The following is a 250-nucleotide window of genomic DNA, read 5'->3' as shown; positions in this document are numbered from 1 at the left end:
ATATCCAGTGTTGCGCTTCGGGCTTTTCTTCCTCCTTTTTGTGCAATGTGGATGTGTTTGGTGCCTGCACTCATCAGCTCGCTTGCAAACGCATAGAGCTTATCCTCACCTTCTTCAATATGACGACTTTGCATCGAGCGTACGACGAATCGTTGCTGCTCGGTCAGTTTATACTGCAAGTATTCGTAGATGTCCGCTTCGCGGTCACACACCGATATCACGTTCGCCATTTGTCCTTGCAGCCGCTCTG

General features: G+C 49.6%; 1 pseudogene. It reads right to left on the bottom strand.

Annotated features, from left to right (window positions below):
• Nucleotides 1–250: pseudogene (locus H4J63_RS19995) on the bottom strand (IS4 family transposase); the annotation flags it as partial.

The organism is Pseudoalteromonas sp. 5Ae-yellow, assembly GCF_014077565.1.
Classification (GTDB): domain Bacteria; phylum Pseudomonadota; class Gammaproteobacteria; order Enterobacterales; family Alteromonadaceae; genus Pseudoalteromonas.
Note: the sequence above shows the minus strand (reverse complement) of the source record. Positions and strands in the feature narration are given on the sequence as shown.